The organism is Pseudoalteromonas phenolica (assembly GCF_044788725.1).
GTDB lineage: Bacteria > Pseudomonadota > Gammaproteobacteria > Enterobacterales > Alteromonadaceae > Pseudoalteromonas > Pseudoalteromonas phenolica_C.
In genome coordinates this window covers 2,635,562-2,656,266 of the sequence record NZ_CP173161.1, presented here as the reverse complement: position 1 = coordinate 2,656,266, position 20,705 = coordinate 2,635,562, and the positions used below count along the sequence as shown (strand labels likewise).

General features: G+C 43.0%; 13 protein-coding genes and 3 rRNA genes. 9 read left to right on the top strand and 7 right to left on the bottom strand.

Translation table 11 applies throughout. The annotated features are described in order from the left end of the window. Positions 1–156: 156 nt before the first annotated feature. From pyrC to rrf, 6 genes are all read left to right on the top strand, one after another. Positions 157–1,197 (top strand): dihydroorotase, encoded by a 1,041-nt coding sequence (gene pyrC / locus ACH784_RS12110; protein WP_404390531.1) that lies wholly within the window; start codon positions 157–159, stop codon positions 1,195–1,197. A 187-nt stretch (positions 1,198–1,384) separates the two neighbouring features. Then, the gene (locus ACH784_RS12105) at positions 1,385–1,690 is read left to right on the top strand and encodes an H-NS family nucleoid-associated regulatory protein (RefSeq protein WP_404390529.1); all 306 of its coding nucleotides are present in this window, start codon (positions 1,385–1,387) and stop codon (positions 1,688–1,690) included. Positions 1,691–1,750: 60 nt separating this feature from the next. Continuing rightward, complete coding sequence (locus ACH784_RS12100; RefSeq protein ID WP_404395261.1) at positions 1,751–3,490, top strand: DEAD/DEAH box helicase family protein; 1,740 nt, start codon at positions 1,751–1,753, stop codon at positions 3,488–3,490. 515 nt (positions 3,491–4,005) lie between these two features. After that, a 16S ribosomal RNA gene (locus tag ACH784_RS12095) occupies positions 4,006–5,538 on the top strand. A gap of 270 nt (positions 5,539–5,808) precedes the next feature. Continuing rightward, positions 5,809–8,690, top strand: a 23S ribosomal RNA gene (locus ACH784_RS12090). A 92-nt stretch (positions 8,691–8,782) separates the two neighbouring features. Next, positions 8,783–8,896: ribosomal RNA gene (gene rrf, locus ACH784_RS12085) — 5S ribosomal RNA — on the top strand. Together the 16S, 23S and 5S rRNA genes form the textbook arrangement of a ribosomal RNA operon. 334 nt (positions 8,897–9,230) lie before the next feature. On the opposite strand, the gene ACH784_RS12080 is transcribed toward rrf, so the two are convergent. The 7 genes from ACH784_RS12080 to ACH784_RS12050 all read right to left on the bottom strand — a co-directional run bounded on the left by ACH784_RS12080 (position 9,231) and on the right by ACH784_RS12050 (position 16,966). Then, positions 9,231–10,251, bottom strand: a protein-coding gene (locus tag ACH784_RS12080; protein ID WP_404395259.1) for an IS630 family transposase whose coding sequence is annotated in 2 segments (ribosomal slippage) — positions 9,231–9,797 and positions 9,799–10,251 — 1,020 coding nt in all. Because the reading frame shifts where the segments join, the coding sequence is not laid out codon by codon here. A gap of 666 nt (positions 10,252–10,917) precedes the next feature. Continuing rightward, entirely contained in the window at positions 10,918–11,307 is a 390-nt protein-coding gene (locus ACH784_RS12075) for a YbaN family protein (protein WP_404390527.1), read from the bottom strand. Then, positions 11,304–11,894 (bottom strand): biliverdin-producing heme oxygenase, encoded by a 591-nt coding sequence (locus tag ACH784_RS12070; RefSeq protein WP_404390525.1) that lies wholly within the window; start codon positions 11,892–11,894, stop codon positions 11,304–11,306. Before ACH784_RS12070 ends, ACH784_RS12075 begins: the two co-directional genes overlap by 4 nt. A gap of 93 nt (positions 11,895–11,987) precedes the next feature. Beyond that, the gene (locus tag ACH784_RS12065) at positions 11,988–14,708 is read right to left on the bottom strand and encodes a TonB-dependent receptor domain-containing protein (protein ID WP_404390523.1); all 2,721 of its coding nucleotides are present in this window, start codon (positions 14,706–14,708) and stop codon (positions 11,988–11,990) included. 82 nt (positions 14,709–14,790) lie between these two features. Further along, complete coding sequence (locus ACH784_RS12060) at positions 14,791–15,759, bottom strand: FecR family protein (protein ID WP_404390521.1); 969 nt, start codon at positions 15,757–15,759, stop codon at positions 14,791–14,793. Between the two features lie 10 nt (positions 15,760–15,769). Continuing rightward, positions 15,770–16,240: an RNA polymerase sigma factor gene (locus tag ACH784_RS12055; RefSeq protein WP_404390519.1), complete on the bottom strand. Its 471-nt coding sequence runs from the start codon at positions 16,238–16,240 to the stop codon at positions 15,770–15,772. Between the two features lie 267 nt (positions 16,241–16,507). After that, complete coding sequence (locus ACH784_RS12050; protein ID WP_404390517.1) at positions 16,508–16,966, bottom strand: Lrp/AsnC family transcriptional regulator; 459 nt, start codon at positions 16,964–16,966, stop codon at positions 16,508–16,510. A gap of 139 nt (positions 16,967–17,105) precedes the next feature. Between ACH784_RS12050 and ACH784_RS12045 the strand changes: the two genes are divergently transcribed. The 3 genes from ACH784_RS12045 to ACH784_RS12035 all read left to right on the top strand — a co-directional run bounded on the left by ACH784_RS12045 (position 17,106) and on the right by ACH784_RS12035 (position 20,698). Beyond that, entirely contained in the window at positions 17,106–18,278 is a 1,173-nt protein-coding gene (locus ACH784_RS12045; RefSeq protein ID WP_404390515.1) for a monodechloroaminopyrrolnitrin synthase PrnB family protein, read from the top strand. Positions 18,279–18,282: 4 nt separating this feature from the next. Continuing rightward, entirely contained in the window at positions 18,283–19,377 is a 1,095-nt protein-coding gene (locus ACH784_RS12040) for an aminotransferase class V-fold PLP-dependent enzyme (RefSeq protein ID WP_404390513.1), read from the top strand. Positions 19,378–19,570: 193 nt separating this feature from the next. After that, complete coding sequence (locus tag ACH784_RS12035) at positions 19,571–20,698, top strand: serine hydrolase domain-containing protein (protein ID WP_404390511.1); 1,128 nt, start codon at positions 19,571–19,573, stop codon at positions 20,696–20,698. Positions 20,699–20,705: the final 7 nt, after the last annotated feature.

Here is a 20,705-nt window from a genome sequence, read left to right as displayed (position 1 = left end):
TAACCTACTTGTCACTAAAACTACATAATAAAATAGGTCCATTAACGAATTTGATTGTAAATGGTTGTATAGAAATGGGGAGTATTTCGTCCCAAAAACTTTACTAGATAAGGCTAAGTGCCTATGATCGAGCAAATTCAGCAGCGGAAATAAGCAATGACAAGTAAAGTAACCACTTTAACTATTACTCGACCTGATGATTGGCACATTCATTTACGTGATGGTGTGCAGCTAAAAGATACAGTTCGAGATGTGAGCCGTTATATGGGTCGCGCCATTATCATGCCAAACCTTGTACCACCTGCGACTTGCACTGATACAGCGTTATCTTATCGTGATCGTATTATGGCTGCAGAGCCGCAAGGTAATTTTGAACCTCTCATGGTTTTATATCTCACAGATAAAACAACCCCTGAAGAAATCAGAAAAGCAAAGGCTACAGGTAAAATTTTCGCTGCAAAACTTTATCCTGCTGGTGCAACAACTAATTCAGATTCAGGCGTTACTGACATTGAAAATGTATTTCCTGCATTAGAAGCAATGCAAGAAGTAGGTATGCTGTTATTAGTACATGGTGAAGTAACCGATTCTTCAATCGATATTTTCGACAGAGAAAGAGTGTTTTTAGAAACAAAATTATCAAAAGTTGTTGATGCTTTCCCTGGTCTAAAAATTGTTCTAGAGCACATCACGACTAAAGATGCGGTTGAGTTTGTTGAAGCAGCCTCTGACAATGTAGCCGCAACTATTACTGCCCACCACTTACTTTATAACCGTAATCATATGTTAGCTGGTGGTATTCGTCCTCATTATTACTGTTTACCAATTCTTAAACGTAATACACATCAACAGGCACTAATAAAAGCTGCAACAAGCGGTAGCCCTAAGTTTTTCTTAGGTACCGACTCAGCGCCTCATGCCAAAGATAAGAAAGAAGCAGCATGCGGTTGTGCGGGTGCTTATACTGCTCACGCAGCAATTGAGTTATATGCTGAAGCATTTGAAGAAGTAGATGCATTAGATAAGCTAGAAGGCTTTGCTAGCCACTTTGGTCCTGACTTTTATGGCTTACCAAGAAACAACGATACCATCACGCTAGAGAAGTCACCTTGGCAGGTGCCTGATAGTTATCCGTTGGGCGATGCAGATGTTGTACCTATTAAAGCAGGTGCAGAAATCGACTGGAAAGTAGTCTAAATATAACTTAACTATTTTTTGTAATTTTTAAAACGCGCATCAAGCGCGTTTTTTTGTGCAATTATATTTCGTAACAAATATAATATTTGCAAGTTTTTAATATATTTATACTATTAATATTGAAGTGAAATTATTTTAAAATTCACACTAAACTATAAACTTAGACTTTAATAACCGAGAAGTGGCAATGAAAGAAATTAAATCATTTATTAAAACAGCAAGTGTGAGTGATCTTGAAAAAGCACTTGGATTAATAAACGACGCAATTGCCTCACAAAAAGCGCAGGAAGCTGCAAAAGCAGAAGTATTAGCTTTAATAAAAGACAAAGGACTGACTGTTGAGGACTTGCTTGAAAGTGCGCCGTTAGACAAGCGTAGTAAAGTAGCTATCAAATATCGTATTGAGAAAGATGGTGAGCTAGTAGAGTGGAGTGGTCGAGGCAAACGTCCAAAGGCCTTCATTGGTGTTGATTTAGAAAAATACGCAGTATAATCTCCAGCTATCGTTTTGTGAGCAGGCTTATAGCCTGCTCATTTGTTTTAGAGGTTATTTATTTACACGCTCAGACCTTACCAGCAAGAAGCTGTTCAAAATACCATATCTCATTTTCAGAAAACTAACGACCCAGCAGTCATTGTTTTACCAACAGGTGCAGGCAAAAGCCTTGTGATTGCAGAGTTAGCCAGACTCGCAAAGAAAAAAATTCTTGTTTTGGCTCATGTTAAAGAATTAGTTGAGCAAAATAGCGAAAAATATAAAAGCTTTGGTTTACAAGCGAGTATTTTCTCTGCAGGTTTAAAACAAAAGTCACTCATTCACCAAGTCACTTTTGCCAGTGTTCAATCGCTTTCTAGAAATATCGACCAATTAAATGAAGAATACTCCTTGGTCATTATTGATGAATGCCACCGCGTAAATGGGGATGATAATAGTCAGTACGGCAAAGTCATTTCAGCTTTGAAAGAACATAACGCGAGTTTAAAGGTGCTAGGTTTAACCGCGACACCATATCGTTTAGGCATGGGTTGGATCTATCAACATCATTATCATGGCTTTGCCAGAGGTAATAGCGACTCTCCATTTAAGAAATGTATTTTCGAGTTGCCCTTAAGGTATATGATAAGCAATAAATACCTTACGCCGCCTAAACAAGTTGATCCGGCAATAAAACATTATGATTTCTCCAGTCTGACAACAGATAACTTTGGCAGGTTTTCTGAAACAGAAATGAATAGTTTGTTAGATAGCCAAACTCGAGCGACAAAAAGTATCATTGACCATGTGATAGAGCAAAGCACTTCAAGAAAAGGTGTAATGATCTTCGCTGCCACGGTGATGCATGCTAAAGAAATTTTTTCGTACTTACCGCAAAGTGAAACCGCACTAGTGATAGGTGATACCCATCAGGCTGAGCGTGATGCCATTATTAAAAACTTCAAAAACAAACAAATAAAGTACCTTATAAATGTATCCGTTCTTACGACTGGTTTCGATGCCCCCCATGTTGACTTCATCGCAATATTGAGACCAACAGAATCTGTCAGTTTGTACCAACAAATAGTGGGACGAGGTTTACGGCTTGCAGAGGACAAAAAAGATTGCCTCGTTATAGACTTTGCAGGTAATCAGTTTGATTTGTTTCAACCCGAAGTGGGTGCTAAAAAACCAAGCTCAGATAACGAGCCTGTCCAAGTGCTTTGCCCTGGTTGTGGTTTTGCTAATATATTCTGGGGCAAAACAGATGAACAAGGAAAAGTCATTGAGCATTTTGGCCGCCGTTGTCAGGGGTTACTAAATAATGGTGAAGAAGAGCAACAATGTGATTACCGTTTTAAATTTAAAGAATGTGATGAATGTGGCGCTGAAAATGACATAGCCGCGAGGCAATGTCATCAATGTCATTCTATTATGGCTGATCCGGATGATAAATTGAGAGCGGCACTGAATCTTAAAAACGCCATGGTGTTACGTTGTAGTGGTTTGTCTATTACAACTCTGGCCGATGAAAAGCTAAAAGTAACTTACTTTGATGAAGACGGCGCATCTTGTAGTGAGGTGTACGATTTCAATAATAGTAAAAGTGTGTACGTTTTTAATAAGCAATACGCAAAACGTGTATCAGGTGTCTCTTCTCCAATTAACTTTAAGCGAGCTTCTACAGTCCAACAATATGCGTACCAATTAAAAGCACCAGACTTTGTCATTGCAAACCAACATAAGAAGTACGGTTGGCAAGTTAAAGAGAAGCTATTTGATTATGAAGGCAGCTATAGAGTTGCAGACAAGTCATAAACTAGGTATCAGAATGTTAGTGTTTGTGTGTTTTTTAATCTAAAAACATACAAAAATACACGTTTCGTTCAAAAAGTGCGCGAATGAACTGGTTTTTGCATTTTTCTTTAAAAAAGGGCTTGCGTAATTTTCTGCTCTCCCTATAATGCGCACCCACTGACACGGAGCGAGACGCTGAAAAGCAAATCAAAACGATGTCGAGTCAAATAAAACTTAATCTTAAAAACTTTTTAAAATTAAGTGTTGACATAAAAAGTGAAGTCGTTATTATGGCGCTCCACTTCGCAGCAAGGCTGCGGTAACTAACCAAGGTTAGTTACAACGTTCTTTAAAAATATGAAGCAATCATCTGTGTGGGCACTCGTACAGGTTGAGTTCTAACAGCTCTTGATTCAGGAGCAAAAAAATTAGAGTCTCAAATGTAACTGAGTGACTTCATAGTCAATTCGATTCGAAAGAATCAAAATCAGAATTCATTGAGCATGGTTTGAATTTTACTTCAAGCAAAAAACTTTTAATTGAAGAGTTTGATCATGGCTCAGATTGAACGCTGGCGGCAGGCCTAACACATGCAAGTCGAGCGGTAACATTTCTAGCTTGCTAGAAGATGACGAGCGGCGGACGGGTGAGTAATGCTTGGGAATATGCCTTAGGGTGGGGGACAACAGTTGGAAACGACTGCTAATACCGCATAACGTCTACGGACCAAAGGGGGCTTCGGCTCTCGCCCTTAGATTAGCCCAAGTGGGATTAGCTAGTTGGTGAGGTAATGGCTCACCAAGGCGACGATCCCTAGCTGGTTTGAGAGGATGATCAGCCACACTGGAACTGAGACACGGTCCAGACTCCTACGGGAGGCAGCAGTGGGGAATATTGCACAATGGGCGCAAGCCTGATGCAGCCATGCCGCGTGTGTGAAGAAGGCCTTAGGGTTGTAAAGCACTTTCAGTAAGGAGGAAAGGTTAGTAGTTAATACCTGCTAGCTGTGACGTTACTTACAGAAGAAGCACCGGCTAACTCCGTGCCAGCAGCCGCGGTAATACGGAGGGTGCGAGCGTTAATCGGAATTACTGGGCGTAAAGCGTACGCAGGCGGTTTGTTAAGCGAGATGTGAAAGCCCCGGGCTCAACCTGGGAACTGCATTTCGAACTGGCAAACTAGAGTATGATAGAGGGTGGTAGAATTTCAGGTGTAGCGGTGAAATGCGTAGAGATCTGAAGGAATACCGATGGCGAAGGCAGCCACCTGGGTCAATACTGACGCTCATGTACGAAAGCGTGGGGAGCAAACGGGATTAGATACCCCGGTAGTCCACGCCGTAAACGATGTCTACTAGGAGCTGGGGTCTTCGGACAACTTTTCCAAAGCTAACGCATTAAGTAGACCGCCTGGGGAGTACGGCCGCAAGGTTAAAACTCAAATGAATTGACGGGGGCCCGCACAAGCGGTGGAGCATGTGGTTTAATTCGATGCAACGCGAAGAACCTTACCTACACTTGACATACAGAGAACTTACCAGAGATGGTTTGGTGCCTTCGGGAACTCTGATACAGGTGCTGCATGGCTGTCGTCAGCTCGTGTTGTGAGATGTTGGGTTAAGTCCCGCAACGAGCGCAACCCCTATCCTTAGTTGCCAGCGATTCGGTCGGGAACTCTAAGGAGACTGCCGGTGATAAACCGGAGGAAGGTGGGGACGACGTCAAGTCATCATGGCCCTTACGTGTAGGGCTACACACGTGCTACAATGGCGCATACAGAGTGCTGCAAGCTCGCGAGAGTTAGCGAATCACTTAAAGTGCGTCGTAGTCCGGATTGGAGTCTGCAACTCGACTCCATGAAGTCGGAATCGCTAGTAATCGCGGATCAGAATGCCGCGGTGAATACGTTCCCGGGCCTTGTACACACCGCCCGTCACACCATGGGAGTGGGTTGCTCCAGAAGTAGGTAGCTTAACCTTAGGGAGGGCGCTTACCACGGAGTGATTCATGACTGGGGTGAAGTCGTAACAAGGTAGCCCTAGGGGAACCTGGGGCTGGATCACCTCCTTAACGATTTAGAACAGATTTGTTCGTAGTGTCCACACAGATGATTGTTAGTTAGCTTTATAGCTAATTAATATTGCTCTTTAAAAATTTGGAAAAGCTGATAATTAATTCTTTTAGAAGAAATTCTAAAAAGAGTTTTCAAAAGTAAAACAATGCCGATAAACATTTAATTGTTTATTAGCGTCTACTTTAGTATTCAATATTAACTTCTGGCGAAGTTAAAACTGTCTTTGACACATACACCTCAAAGTAATAAACCACTTCGGGTTGTATGGTTAAGTGACTAAGCGTACACGGTGGATGCCTTGGCAGTTGGAGGCGATGAAGGACGTACTAACTTGCGATAAGCCTAGTCAAGCCAGTAAGAGGCGCTTGAGACTAGGATTTCCGAATGGGGAAACCCACCTGTTTACAGGTATCGTTAACTGAATACATAGGTTAACGAGGCGAACGCGGAGAACTGAAACATCTAAGTACCCGTAGGAAAAGAAATCAACCGAGATTCCGAAAGTAGCGGCGAGCGAAATCGGACTAGCCCTTAAGCTTTAGTGTAGTTAGTGGAACATTCTGGAAAGTTTGACGACACAGGGTGACAGTCCCGTACACAAAAACTTATCTAAAGTGAAATCGAGTAGGTCGGAGCACGTGAAACTTTGACTGAATATAGGTGGACCATCATCTAAGGCTAAATACTCCCAACTGACCGATAGTGAACCAGTACCGTGAGGGAAAGGCGAAAAGAACCCCTGTGAGGGGAGTGAAATAGAACCTGAAACCGTGTACGTACAAGCAGTAGGAGCCCTTCGAGGGTGACTGCGTACCTTTTGTATAATGGGTCAGCGACTTATATTTTGTAGCGAGGTTAACCGTTTAGGGTAGCCGTAGCGAAAGCGAGTCTTAACTGGGCGTTGAGTTGCAAGGTATAGACCCGAAACCCGGTGATCTAGCCATGGGCAGGTTGAAGGTTGAGTAACATCAACTGGAGGACCGAACCCACTAACGTTGAAAAGTTAGGGGATGACCTGTGGCTTGGAGTGAAAGGCTAATCAAACCGGGAGATAGCTGGTTCTCCCCGAAATCTATTTAGGTAGAGCCTCGGACGAATACTTACGGGGGTAGAGCACTGTTAAGGCTAGGGGGTCATCCCGACTTACCAACCCTTTGCAAACTCCGAATACCGTAAAGTAATATCCGGGAGACACACGGTGGGTGCTAACGTCCATCGTGGAGAGGGAAACAACCCAGACCGTCAGCTAAGGTCCCAAAGTGTATGTTAAGTGGGAAACGATGTGGGAAGGCTAAAACAGCTAGGAGGTTGGCTTAGAAGCAGCCATCCTTTAAAGAAAGCGTAATAGCTCACTAGTCGAGTCGGCCTGCGCGGAAGATGTAACGGGGCTAAACATACCACCGAAGCTACGGCTGCATACATTAGTATGCGGGGTAGGGGAGCGTTCTGTAAGCGGCTGAAGCTCAATTGTAAAGTTGGGTGGACGTATCAGAAGTGCGAATGCTGACATGAGTAACGATAATGCGGGTGAAAAACCCGCACGCCGGAAGACCAAGGGTTCCTATCCCATGTTAATCAGGGTAGGGTAAGTCGACCCCTAAGGCGAGGCTGAAGAGCGTAGTCGATGGGAAACGGGTTAATATTCCCGTACTTGGAATAATTGCGATGGGGGGACGGAGCAGGCTAATCAAGCATGGCGTTGGTTGTCCATGTGAAAGGCTGTAGGCTGGTGACTTAGGAAAATCCGGGTCGCTAAGGCTGAGAGTCGAGACGAGCCACTACGGTGGTGAAGTTGATGATGCCCTACTTCCAGGAAAAGCCTCTAAGCTTCAGATTATTTCGAATCGTACCCCAAACCGACACAGGTGGTCAGGTAGAGAATACTAAGGCGCTTGAGAGAACTCGGGTGAAGGAACTAGGCAAAATTGTACCGTAACTTCGGGAGAAGGTACGCTGTTGTTGGTGATGAGACTTGCTCTCTAAGCTGACGACAGCCGCAGTGACCAGGTGGCTGGGACTGTTTATTAAAAACACAGCACTGTGCAAAATCGTAAGATGACGTATACGGTGTGACACCTGCCCGGTGCCGGAAGGTTAATTGATGGGGTTAGCTTAGGCGAAGCTCTTGATCGAAGCCCCGGTAAACGGCGGCCGTAACTATAACGGTCCTAAGGTAGCGAAATTCCTTGTCGGGTAAGTTCCGACCTGCACGAATGGTGTAACCATGGCCACGCTGTCTCCACCCGAGACTCAGTGAAATTGAAATCGCAGTGAAGATGCTGTGTACCCGCGGCTAGACGGAAAGACCCCGTGAACCTTTACTACAGCTTGGCACTGAACATTGAGCCTACATGTGTAGGATAGGTGGGAGGCTTTGAAGTGGCGACGCCAGTTGTCATGGAGCCATCCTTGAAATACCACCCTTGTATGTTTGATGTTCTAACATAGGTCCCTAATCGGGATTGTGGACAGTGCCTGGTGGGTAGTTTGACTGGGGCGGTCTCCTCCCAAAGAGTAACGGAGGAGCACGAAGGTTGGCTAAGTACGGTCGGACATCGTACGGTTAGTGTAATGGTAGAAGCCAGCTTAACTGCGAGACAGACACGTCGAGCAGGTACGAAAGTAGGTCATAGTGATCCGGTGGTTCTGAATGGAAGGGCCATCGCTCAACGGATAAAAGGTACTCCGGGGATAACAGGCTGATACCGCCCAAGAGTTCATATCGACGGCGGTGTTTGGCACCTCGATGTCGGCTCATCACATCCTGGGGCTGAAGTCGGTCCCAAGGGTATGGCTGTTCGCCATTTAAAGTGGTACGCGAGCTGGGTTTAGAACGTCGTGAGACAGTTCGGTCCCTATCTGCCGTGGGCGTTTGAGAATTGAGAGGGGCTGCTCCTAGTACGAGAGGACCGGAGTGGACGAACCGCTGGTGTTCGGGTTGTGATGCCAATTGCATTGCCCGGTAGCTACGTTCGGAATCGATAACCGCTGAAAGCATCTAAGCGGGAAGCGAGCCTCGAGATGAGTTCTCACTTTAACTTTAAGTTAACTGAAGGGCCGTTGGAGACTACAACGTTGATAGGCTGGGTGTGGAAGTGTAGTGATACATTAAGCTAACCAGTACTAATTACCCGTGAGGCTTAACCATACAACGCCAAAGTGGTTTTAGCTCAGAAGCTAATATGAACTAGAGTAGAAGTTTTATAATTATCAGATTTTTTCCAGATTTTAACAAATTTGCTTGGTGACCATAGCGTTTTGGAACCACCTGATTCCATGCCGAACTCAGAAGTGAAACGAAACAGCGTCGATGATAGTGTGGGTCTCCCATGTGAAAGTAGAACATTGCCAAGCACCTATTTAGAGAAAGCCCGATTCGAAAGAGTCGGGCTTTTTTGCTTTTATGGTGCTAAATCGTCCTGCACAGTGATGAGATTGTAAGCAGTGATAAAAAGACGAATTAGCGCAAGGTGAAGTGATACCATTCCGCATAAAGATTAAGTCAGCTTTATCCATTCTCGGCTGCACATCTTCTTCACTCGATCCGGTAGTGAAATAAATTGATTCCATGCTTTTGAAACTTCATCAACTATGTCGTCATAGCCAGAAAACACTCTATTGGATAAACAATGTTGTCGTATCCAGCTCCATACTTGTTCTATTGGATTTATACCATTCCGCATAAAGATTAAGTCAGCTTTATCCATTCTCGGCTGCACATCTTCTTCACTCGATCCGGTAGTGAAATAAATTGATTCCATGCTTTTGAAACTTCATCAACTATGTCGTCATAGCCAGAAAACACTCTATTGGATAAACAATGTTGTCGTATCCAGCTCCATACTTGTTCTATTGGATTTAGCTCTGGTGAATAAGGAGGAAGTTTTATGAGCGTTAAGTTGCTGAATTCTGCCGCAGTATCATCTGTATGCCAGCCTGCGCCGTCTATAATCACAACTGCATGCCTGCCAACTGGTGTAGCTTGTGATATTTGACGCATATGCTGCCTCATCGCTTCTTTATTTACAAATGGACTTACTAACGCTTCAGTTTGGCCTGTGGCAGGACATACTGCACCAAATAAGTACCCGTATTCAAACTGTTGTTGTTTCACAATCCTTGGCCGTGTTCCTGTTTCAGCCCAAATGCGTGTAGTCGGGTTCTGCTGACCAAATCGAGCTTCATCCTGAAACCAGACATCGATACGGTCAAGAGGAAGGTGGCCTGGAGTGTGAAGGATCGTTTCCAGTAGAAAGTTTTTTAAAAGCTTCTTGCCTCTGCTGTGATTGCTTAGGATGCTTCGAGCGACTTGTGATCCAGCTAAAGCCAAGCTGTTTTAGTATTTTATAGACATGATTTAAGTGGTAATGAACGCCAAACTCGGTGCTAATGTATTGCACAATGTCCTCACCGGTTAGACGGCCACCTTGAAGGTCTGAGTTTGCGCGCTTTATAAACTCAGACAGTTGCTCAAGCTGTGGTTGTTGGAGTCTAGATGGACGCCCTTGAATAGGCTTATTGTCTAAGCCATCGAGGCCATGCTCTAGGTAACTAGAGACCCATTTATTAACACTACTTCGTGCAGTATTAAGGCGTTTTGCAATGTCGGCTCTACTATTGCCCTCATAAAATAATGACACGGCAAGCAATCGAATGCGCTTTCGTGCGTTGGGTTCTTTTCGGGAAAGCGATAAAAGCTGTTCAGATATGTTTGTGTTCAACGTTATTGAGTTGGTGATTTTATATGACTTCTATTAGATCAGATATTTAAGCGGAATGGTATAACGCAAGGTGAAGTGAGCAACCTTCGCAGGAGTTCATCTTTTCTTGTTGAATTAGTTTCCATGTAGATAAACCTCGTTTGCTAATTCATCCCTGAAGCTGGGTCCCATCGCGCATCCATGCGCTCATCTCAATGAACTGCGAAGCTACGCTTCGGTCTCATTTCGTCCATGTGAAAGTAGAACATCGGCAAGCACCTATTTAAAGAAAGCCCGATTCGAAAGAGTCGAGTTTTATAGTGCAGAATTTTCGCATCGATATGTAAGTGTCTCAGCGCTTGTTAAAATAGATTGATTCACCTTGGGCAAAGAAAATGTGCTCGCTTTGCTCGCTGTCATTAACTTTGCACTACTTCACTGTGTTCGCTGTCGCTAATTTTGCACTATTTACGTATTAATCGGTGTGATTGGTTAAAATTGAATGAAGTAAAAGGGAATTAGATATAGGTAAAGTCGTTCTCACGAACCGTTCAAAGGCAGAAAAAACTTAGAGGAAGAGAGTGTTTAATTAGGCAATGACTTAACTGTTTTATGCTTTGTACTCGGCTGTGGTAAAGCCCAAAAAAGCGATGCTTTATTGGGCTTCGAAAACGCTTAAACTTGCTTTGACGGTCGTGAGAATATGTACGACACGACGGCTATTTTTATGCTGCCAACGACGCAGGCAAGCCATGCCGCTGGTGAAAGCACAATCAAAATGGCATAACTGATAGCCATACTTGTTGACGCAAAAATTTTCGCTTTCAGTGGAATAATCTTATGCGTTTGCCACTGTCTTAAACTGCGGCCAAAACGAGGGTGACAGAGTAACCACTTGGCAAGTTTGGGAGACGCGTTTGAAAAGCACGCCAAAGCCAAAATAAAAAACACAGTGGTTGGCATGACGGGCAGAACAATACCAATCACTCCAAGGGCGACAAATAAATACCCACATAGCAGTAGGGCTACTTTTTTATATTTGGCAAAGGCGGCTTTTAATTTCATGGGTATACGTGAGCCTGAAATGCTTGGAAACGCGTAAACGCTTGTCTAGCGCCTTCAATCAGTGCTTGCTCCTGTTGTTCGTTAAGCTCAACAGAGTCGATAAGTTGCACTAATTCACGCCATGCACTACCACGGCCTGCGCCTGGACCTGTTAAATAGCGTGCTCCATGTTCGGCATTAAAGTTTAATTTTGCTTGAACTTGTTTGCCCAGCATTGCTGCACCAACTTTTGAGCCTTCAACGACATATAACCAGCCTAATGCTGTGGCGACATCAGTATTAATGGTGACGAAAGGCGGTAAATAAGCCGCTGGTAAGTTGGCAGATAGGTCTTCAAAATCTTGTTCAAGTAGGCTCAAGCGTCTGCGTGAAGTTAAATCCGGAATTAGAGCAAGTAATTCAGCGTGTTCATACAGGGCGCTGACATCTCGTAAGAAATAAAATTGCAGACGCAAAAAGTCGAGATAGTTTTGTGTATTGGCAAACGGGTCTTGCGCCATAATGGTTTTGTCGACGTTGTCGTGAACATCCGCAGTAGCGAGTTTTAAATTTTGCGCACGAGAAAGAGTAGGGGCGACGGTCGTCATGAATGCTCCAAAAATAAAGAGTGCACTGAGTGAGCTCTATCACTCAGTGCGGGTTTATGATTTAAATAATGGTTTTATCGAAATTTATGAAGCTTAAAGTTTGAACTCTAAGCCAATTGAAATGGTTTGCCCTGGCTCAGGCATGGCCACGATAGAGCCGGTCGAGACCTTATATTGATCGGTTAAATTAGTGATAGCGATATTGCCTGTGATGTCGTCACTAAAGGTGTAATCAAAATAAAAGTCTAGCTGGTAACCCGCTGGAATGTACTCAAGTGCGGTAACACCAGTGCCTGATAAAAAGCCGCCCGGATGGTGTTTTTCTGTATGCTTTTTATAGGTGAAGCCTGTGTCGATAGCATCGTTAAATAATTTAGTACCAACAATGGCGATGTAGCTTTTCTCAGGTGGTACACGCAGTGGGGTTAAACTACCCGCAAAGCCACCGCTATTACAAGCCTCGACGTCTGCAGCTTGTGCCATCAGGCTTGAACACATTTCTACGTTTGAATACTTGGTGTAAGACAACTTGCTGTAGAACAAGTCGCTCTGGTAGTAAATACCTAGCTCTGTACCAGGTAGCTCGAACTTATCATAGTTTGTGAAAGTAAACTTCTGATCCCAAGCTGGTTTGTCAGGCTTAGGTAAAAAGCCCGTCGCTAACATATTTTCAATATTGGTGTAGAAGTACTCTGCAGATAAAACCAGTTTATCGCCATTTTGCATTAAATTAGTGAATTCACTCTCGATACCAATGTCATAAGACTTTGTCTTTTCTGAGGTGATTGGATAATCACTTGAGTAAGAAAACACTTCATTTGACACCGTTGTTTCATACAAGTTTGGCATTCTGTAAGCGTTACTGTATTTGGCTTTAACCGCGGTGTTATCGAGCAGGTGATATTTTGCTTGCAGGGTAAAATCGGTTTTACCAGCAAACTTAAGGGTATTTTCAGCCTGAAAATCTTGGTTCACAGAGTCATGGTGGTTTAGGTTTAAAGCCAGCTCTACAGGCGCGAGATCTATTTGCGCATTGGCAAAAATAGCGCGCTTAGTTTGTTCACCGTTACGCGACGTTGATTTGAGTTTAAAGTCTGCCGGATGCCAATCGCGCTTAAAGTTATCTTGCCAATCTTGATGCGGAGAAAGTGTTTCGCTCTGCCAAGATAAACCATAAGTCAGTGTGATAGGTTTGTTTGCAACAGCAAAAGCCGATGCGTTTAACACGCTTACCCCATGGCGCTTATTATTAACGCGGTGGAAGTATTGTCCGGCATTTTGACCTAGGTTACTGCCAAGGGCATTGTACTGCTGCAAACGAGCACTTGTGCGCCACACGTTTACACTCAGATCGACTAGTGCATTGTTACTCGGCACAAAGCGATAAAGTGCACTGGCACTGTTTACCAAAGCTGAGCCCGGCTGCCACTGTGGCATGGTTTCAACGCCTTCTGGAATTTCTTCTGACATCCATTGGTCTTCACCATTTTCGTCTGTCTCTTTCCAAAACTTTGTGTCGCCAGCGCGTTGCTTGTACCAATAAGACGCAAGCATTTCACCGGCTTCTTGCTTATGAAAACGGGTGTTTACTTCAAGCGATTGCTCGTCAGTGAACTCGTAAGTTAACTTGGCAAGATATGAATCACTTTCAAAGCTAGTGTTTACCACTTCACCGTTTTGATTCACCGGAGGCGGAATTAATTCAATATAAGGTATTTCGTCATATTTCCCAGCCTCGGTTTTTGAAGGTTCCCAGCGAATGTATTCTTTTTCTTCAACAAATTCTTCAAACCCATTTGAACCTGCAAAATAGTTACCGACCTTTTTCTTGCTGTAAGCCAGTACGGCTTTCAGATTGTCTTGCTCGTAGGCGGTTGCCAGAGTAAAGCCGCCGCCAGCAAAATCGAGCGTGCCATTATCATTGCTTACTTCGTAATAGCTTTGTAGCCCGAAGCTCTCTGGTACATCTGGTGTATGGTTATTGTTATGGGTGTTTACTTTAATCAGCGCGCCAAGTTGTTCACCGCTTTTTAAGATGTCTTGTGTATCTAGCGTGCGAATACTCACCATGCCGCCAATTGCACCTGAACTAAATGGTGACGCTTTTGCTGAAGCGCCTTTTTCAATATTTACTTTGCTGATCAGGTTTGAGTCGATATAGGTTCTGTCAGATGTGCCCATATAACCGCGGTTGGTATGGGTTGATTGTAAGCTGCCATCAATAAAAATTGGCACGCGACCTTCACCTTGTACACCGCGAATACCGATATCTAATGCGCCCGCTTCATTGCGCAGGTTGTTCGCTTCGATACCTGCAAAGCTTGAGAAGATATCTGAGTTTGATAAACCTTTGGTGCGAGCAATTTGCTCGCGGTGCATATGTAATCTATCCCCTTTGACTTCAATCACTTCAATGTCTTGTTGCGAACTGTTGGCACCATCAGGCACAAAGCTGGTGTGTCTTTTATGGTTTGATGAAGTCTGTACACTTACTGCCGCTTTAATGATGATGTTATTGTCGATAATACGCGCGGTTAAGTTGCTATTTTGCAGGGTCAGCTCTAGTGCTTTGTTTAAACTAATCTCACCATGGAGTGCCGGGGCTTGTAGGCCATTTAACAGTTTTGCGTCAGCGATTAAATTCATACTCGCGGCTTTGGCTACTTGCGTCAGAGTATGGCTCATAGGCTGTTTTGCTAGATTAAATTCATATACCGAAAGCTGATTTTGTGCCGCAGCAGGTAGGCTCAGGCTTAGGCCTAGCGCAAATGCAAGGGGAGTGAGTCGTGTGTTTAGTACAGAGCGAGTTCTCATTTTTATACGTCCAAATAAATTACCTATTATGAAAACGAATGAGAATGAGAACTCCTCAATAAATTTTTAAAGTTTTTTTGGTTTAATTTCGTTTGCTTATAATTGTATGATTATTAAGGTTTCTAACTTCAACAGGTAAAGCGTGAGGTAACAAGCTAACGAAATTCTCTAGCTCTGAAGCCGAAAAAGTCCCTGAAATAGTTAATGCGTTTTGAGATTTAGTTGCCAAGGTGTAACTAAAGTCATGATGACGGTTGAAGGTTTCAAGTGCTTCATTAAGCGGGGTGTTATCAAACATTAAGCGACCTTGTTTAAACGCATCGACATGCGTGATCTCAGGATCAAACTTGCTAAGCACCATACCTGAGGCATGAATGGTCGCTACGTCACCTTTGACTAATTCAATACGCTCGCGCTGGTTTTGCACACTGACGCGTCCATGTTCAACCATCACTCGTGTGCTACGAGATTTTTTATCCACCGAAAAGCGAGTGCCTAGAACGGTTATTGTACTGTTGCCTGTTTCTATTACAAAAGGGCGGGCTTTGTCGCTTGCAACATCGAACACTACACGGCCTTTGAGGAGTTTATTTACTCTTTGCTCGTTATCGAAGTTAATAGAAATAGAGGCTTTTGCATCGAGTGTGAGTCTACTTTGATCTGGTAATTCAATATCTGTGATTTCCCCTCGTTTAGTTTGATAATTGGCTTGAAAAGCTGCCGAGTTCAACGGGGTAGGCCATTTTAAGTAACTGAACAAGCAAACACAAAGTAGTGCAAAACATGCTGCGATTGCAAAAGGGCTCTGGCTTGCTCTTTTGCTTGTTTGATGTGTAGTTGTAACACTTTGCTCAAGACTTTGAATGTCTTGCTCAGAAAATTGTGACAATAGCTGTTCGACTTGTTTGCTTTCTTGATAGGCGAGCACATGCTTGCTGTCAGTGTCTAGCCAATCTTGTAGGGCGCTTGCTTGTTGCTGGCTTAGGCCTTGTTTTTCAAGCTCTAGCCAACGATCCACTTGCTGTTGAATGTGTAAGTTTTGACGGTCCATTTCGATTCTCTTATTGTTTTTTTAGTGCTTGTCGACAAGCTAGCATTGCAGTGGCAAGGTGCTTTTCAACCATACTCACTGATATCCCCATTTGTTCTGCGATTTGTGATTGGTTTAGGTTTTTAAATTTGTAGAGCACAAAAGCCTGCTTGGTCTTCAATGGCAAAGACTCAATACTACGATTAAGTAGTGCCAGCTGTTGCTGACTTGCTAACTTCGCTTCTGGCTCATAAAAACTCGGGGCAATCAGCTCAACCTCATCAGGTTCTGCAATAGGCTGATTTTTACGATACTGATCGATCACAATATTTTTAGCTGCCTTGAAAAAAAGCGCGCGTTCTTGAGTTCTATCTTGCTTTGGATTACTGCGATGGTAGCTCAACAGTCGAGTGTAAGCTTCTTGCACAATGTTTTGAGCTTTGTCTTTGCATCCAACTGAGCGAGCGATATAACTTAACACTTCAGAGTAATAACGTTCCAAAATACACCAGTTTGATTTTCAAAAGTCGCGCATACTAGCAAGAGAGTTTAATAATGAGAATAGTTATCGATGCTATTTGAGAGTAAAGTACCAAATATGTGAACAGTTATGTGGTTAGAAGAAACTAAATTAGGTTTAAATTTAATAAATTCATTACAAGCGTAAAAGAGGTTTTGTATTACGCGTTTCACTCAGGGCTGAATGAATTTTGTTACTTTTATATTCATTACTTAGAGATTTGTTTCAGACTAAATAGGCAGAAGTAGCTCATAAGGGTAATTGATTACGGGAAAAAGTTTGTTTGAGCACGACGGTAGACTCTATGGCTGCAATGCTACTTATTTGGCCCAAAGATTTCTTAACAAAGCTTTCGTAGTGACTTAAATCTTTGGCGACTATCTTCAACAAATAATCATAGCTGCCAGTGATCACAGAACACTCCATAACCTGCTCTAGGGCTTCTACTTCGCTTTCAAATTCATCGGCGAGCTTATCAGAATTGGCATTTAGCCTGACTAAGGCATACACCAAAATTGAGAGGTTGAGTTTTTCACGGTCTAGAATGGCCTGATAGCCCTTAATAATGCCCTCTTGCTCTAGTTTTTTTATTCTTCTTAGGCAAGGGGTGTCAGATAAATTAACCTGTTGTGCCACTTCAGTGGTTGTCATTCGGCCACGATACTGTAATAGGTCTAAAATGGCTAAATCTTTATTATCAACATTCATATTAGTGAATTTCACTCTTTTTTGTTGTTGTTTTGTCAAATATCACTCAAATAGGGTGGAATAATCAAGTTTATTGGTGAATTTTTATCATAGCCTGCTGCTACTATTAAATTAACAATTTCAATAAAAATAAAAAATTATGACAGCGCGTACACGAGAATTCGATGCTTGGATCCGCAGTTCATTCTGCGAAATAAACTCACAATTAGAAACCTTATATTGGCAACAGGAAGACAAGGCGAACGTTGAAAATGTCGGTGAAGCATTAAAACAACAATTACAGGTCGAAGGCACAGAATTAATTAAAGCCCTGGTCGATGAAGGCAACACCGATGAAGGATTCGACAACGCCTTTGATTTACTCGGCAATGTTGGCCTATATATGGCAGCTTGCAGACGACATGAAATCACAGAGCCGAGTCGAGAGCGTACTTCACCCCTAGTTGAAGCTTCTACACTGGCCATGCATATTGGTGCGTCGATAGGCGTTACGCCACGTTTTGCGACCGCGCATTTGACGACGCACAACACCGCGGTCAATGGTGTGTATAAACGTTTTACCGATCTTGTAGACGAAAAAATCTTCGTTGATTACAACACCAAAGGAATTTTGGCCTATAAACGCGCCGCTGATGCCTTGTTAAAAATCTTACCGCTGGGTGTATCGCACCCAATCACGGGCGATTTGTTAAAAGTGGCCAAATACGCGCTGCAAGATGTGATTGACTCTAACCAACAGTTGTTTGATAAGCTCGACACTGACCGATTTTTTTACTGTGTAAGACCTTATTACAAACCGCATCGAGTTGGCGCTCAGGTTTATCGTGGCGCGAATGCCGGGGATTTTGCTGGTATTAATGTGATTGATATGCTGCTCGGATTATGTGTTGCCAACGAGCCCAGTTACTCGCAAATGCTGGTGGATAAATTCTTGTATATGATGCCAGAAGATCAGCAAATTTTGCGTGATTGTATGCGCCGCACGAGTTTGATGGATTCATTTTTAAACCTTGAAAGCCAGCACAGTGCTTCTTGGTATCAAGAGAATGTGTCGTTATTTTTAGAAGTGTGCGAGTTACACGGAAAAGGCGCGACCCAGCATCATAATCAATTGGTAGAAAAGTATATTGCGCAGCCCTCAAATTCAATGGCAGAGCAGCACCTTGATAAAGTAACAGCCAGCGGCCCGCCACTGTCAGTCTTACTTGGCTCACTCGAAAAGCTTCGAGACCGCCGCGCAGCTAATCAGCGAGATGATATTTTTACTCGCTATCATGATATTCAAAAACTCAAAGCCACGTTAAGTAGATAGCCAGATGAAACAAGATTTTGTATTACCGACTGAAACCTATTTATTGAATCACTCAGTTGGAAGACCACTAAAAAGCGCCGAAAGTCACTTTAAGCAAAGCTATTTATCGCCTTGGCAAGATTCAGGCAGAGAGCCGTGGCAAGCTTGGCTGGCAATCATTACTGAGTTTCAAAACGCGTTAGGGCGACTTTTTAACTCATCACCTATGCAGTTTTGCCCGCAAGTTAATTTATCGAGTGGGCTTACAAAACTTATTATGGCTTTGCCTGAGCTAGACGAAAACAGTGTGGTATTGATGAGTGCGCAAGACTTCCCAAGTATGGGGTTTGCGATGCAAAAGGCACTCCCTGACGGGGCGACAATTCGCTACATACCAGAGCATGAAGACATCACACAAATTGACGTTTGGCAGCAACATTTAACTGCCGATGTCGATTTAGTCTTTGTTAGCCAAGCCTACTCAAATACCGGGCAGCTCGCACCAGTCAATGACATTGTAAAGTTTGCCAAAGCCAATCAAACCTTGAGCATTATTGATGTGGCGCAATCAGCCGGGGTTATCGCTTTAGATTTAAATGAGCTTGATGCCGATTTTATGATTGGCTCAAGCGTAAAGTGGTTATGTGGTGGACCAGGGGCCGCCTATTTATGGCTTAATCAGAAGCATATTGAGCGATTAGCGCCAAAAGATGTAGGCTGGTTTTCACATGAAAACCCGTTCGAATTCGATATTCACCATTTTGCTTATCACGACAGCGCTTTAAAGTTCTGGGGCGGTACACCTAGCGTTGCACCTTACGCTTTTGCCTCGCACAGCATTGATTATTTTGCCCAGCTTGGTGATAAACTCAGGGCGCATAACCAAATTTTAATAGATTTACTCATTCAGCATTTGGGCGAACAAGTGGTGTCACCTCACGATAGAAATCATCGAAGTGGTACTGTGATTATTAATCCTCAAATAGGTGTAGAAGCGGCATTAGCTGCATGTAATCAAGCGGGGATCAGCCTCGATGCTAGAGCGCACGGTATGCGTGTATCACCGCATATATATAATGACGAGAGTGATATTTTAAAGCTGGTAGCAGCGCTCAAGTAAGTGGTTTTTTAATGCGATGTTTTGTGGCTCAACGAGTGGTAACTGGTTGAGCCATTTTTGTTTGTAGCAATAAAAAAGAATAAATAAGCCCGCTATCAAAACTCAATGCTTTGTTACAAACTTATTATTGCTCAAAATTATTAATAAGGGGTACAGTAAGCTAATTTAAATTTATGATATTGCAAGGATAGTTATGAAGGTTAAGCTTCTTACATTGGCTGCATCTGGATTACTCGTCAGCTCGATTGTACAGGCTAATTCGTCCACTCAAATACCTACCAAAACGCAAATAGATAATGTGTTTGCAGATATTAAATCAACTAATCCAGGTTGTAGTGTGGGTGTAATTAAAGACGGTAAACTGATCCATAAAGCGGGTTACGGCTTGGCGAATATGGAATTAAATGTGCCATTAGATGGTTCACATGTTCATCGTATCGCGTCTGTATCTAAGCAGTTTACAGCAATGGCGGTGCAGTTATTGGCCGAAGAAGGCAAAATTGATTTAAACGCTGATATCAGAAAATACTTGCCAGAGCTGAGAGATTATAAAGTATCTGTCACCATTAATGCCATGTTGGGGCATTTTTCGGGGATGGGAGATTATGACTTTGTTGATGCTGAACTAGATAAAGAAGCACTTAAACTTAAATCCACTATGGGTGGCGAATTTCGTTTAGGTAATGAAGATTATTTGACCATTCAGGAGTTTTACGATTACGTAAAAACCATGCCTCTTAGAAATAAGCCTAATCAAGAGTTTCGTTATAGTAATTACGCTTATTTCTTATTATCGATGCTGGTGGAGCGTGTTTCTGGCGAAAGCTTAAGAGCGTACAGTGAAAGGCGAATTTTTAAACCCTTGGGCATGAGTAATACTTTCTTTAGCGATGAGCCTACAGAGATCGTTAAAAACCGTGCAAGCGGGTACAGTAAAAATGAAAATGGGAAATACATTACCAGTATGACTAACTTATTTTGGGTTGGTGATGGTGGATTACACACTAATGTGGAAGATATGGCAAAATGGGACGCCTATTTTTACAATCCAAGCTTAGGCAAAAACCCTCAGAAATTACTAGCTCAATTTATGCATCCAAATAATGATCAAATCACAATAGAAGGCCGAAAATATGCGAATGGACAATTCATCGGTGAGAAGGATGATATTGAGATTGTTTATCATAGTGGTGGCTGGTTAGGCACAATCACAAACTATGAGCGAATTCCAGAGAAAAAATATGCTTCGATTGTGTTTTGTAATGACACGTCTATTGATATTGCAAAGCGGGTGAAGGATTTAAGAAAGTTAGTTTTATAACTTGTCG

What these genes read in the sequence shown, in the direction of transcription:
- ACH784_RS12040 (WP_404390513.1), top strand. Translation starts at nt 18,283, where the DNA reads ATGAAACAAGATTTTGTATTACCGACTGAAACCTATTTATTGAATCAC.
- ACH784_RS12060 (WP_404390521.1), bottom strand. Translation starts at nt 15,759, where the DNA reads ATGGACCGTCAAAACTTACACATTCAACAGCAAGTGGATCGTTGGCTA.
- ACH784_RS12050 (WP_404390517.1), bottom strand. Translation starts at nt 16,966, where the DNA reads ATGAATGTTGATAATAAAGATTTAGCCATTTTAGACCTATTACAGTAT.
- ACH784_RS12075 (WP_404390527.1), bottom strand. Translation starts at nt 11,307, where the DNA reads ATGAAATTAAAAGCCGCCTTTGCCAAATATAAAAAAGTAGCCCTACTG.
- ACH784_RS12065 (WP_404390523.1), bottom strand. Translation starts at nt 14,708, where the DNA reads ATGAGAACTCGCTCTGTACTAAACACACGACTCACTCCCCTTGCATTT.
- ACH784_RS12105 (WP_404390529.1), top strand. Translation starts at nt 1,385, where the DNA reads ATGAAAGAAATTAAATCATTTATTAAAACAGCAAGTGTGAGTGATCTT.
- ACH784_RS12035 (WP_404390511.1), top strand. Translation starts at nt 19,571, where the DNA reads ATGAAGGTTAAGCTTCTTACATTGGCTGCATCTGGATTACTCGTCAGC.
- ACH784_RS12045 (WP_404390515.1), top strand. Translation starts at nt 17,106, where the DNA reads ATGACAGCGCGTACACGAGAATTCGATGCTTGGATCCGCAGTTCATTC.
- pyrC (WP_404390531.1), top strand. Translation starts at nt 157, where the DNA reads ATGACAAGTAAAGTAACCACTTTAACTATTACTCGACCTGATGATTGG.
- ACH784_RS12070 (WP_404390525.1), bottom strand. Translation starts at nt 11,894, where the DNA reads ATGACGACCGTCGCCCCTACTCTTTCTCGTGCGCAAAATTTAAAACTC.